This window comes from Streptomyces millisiae, assembly GCF_031845425.1.
Taxonomy (GTDB): domain Bacteria; phylum Actinomycetota; class Actinomycetes; order Streptomycetales; family Streptomycetaceae; genus Streptomyces; species Streptomyces millisiae.
This window is the reverse complement of sequence record NZ_JAVREM010000341.1, coordinates 1-436: the sequence shown is the minus strand read 5'-3', so window position 1 is coordinate 436 and position 436 is coordinate 1. Positions and strand designations below refer to the sequence as shown.

Below are 436 nucleotides of genomic sequence, written 5' to 3'. Positions count from 1 at the left end.
GACCCGCGGGGTGTGCGGGCCGCTGGGCCCGCGTTCGAACTCGACCTCCATGGAGCGCAGCCGTCCGCCACGGTGCACGACCACGACGTGATGGTCTTCTTCGAAACACCAGTCTGTCGGCGTGGTGATCTGCTCGGAGACGAACCGGAAATCGATTCCCTGCGCGGAAGCGGCAATGGTGGACAGCATCGTGCGCGGGCTGCGTTCCCGCGTTCCGTCCCACACCGGCAAATCCATCGTCAGCATTATGGCTCACGTCATTGCACTCGCCACGATACCTTTGGCGAATCTAGAGCAGCTGCTGGGCGGCTCGATCTAGCCGCCTTTTACGGTCACGCCCGCGGCCTTCTCCATCGGTTTGATGACCGAGGTGAAGTCGGATTCGGCGCCTTCGGTCCGCAGCGTCTCCTCCCAGATCCGTTGCACGGTGTGTGCC

1 protein-coding gene is annotated in these 436 nt (G+C 63.5%); it reads right to left on the bottom strand.

Going from position 1 to position 436, the window contains the following annotated elements:
* Positions 1 to 237: hypothetical protein (locus RNC47_RS36985; RefSeq protein ID WP_311605253.1), on the bottom strand; the 237-nt coding region annotated here is incomplete at its 3' end.
* Positions 238 to 436 lie beyond the last annotated feature (199 nt).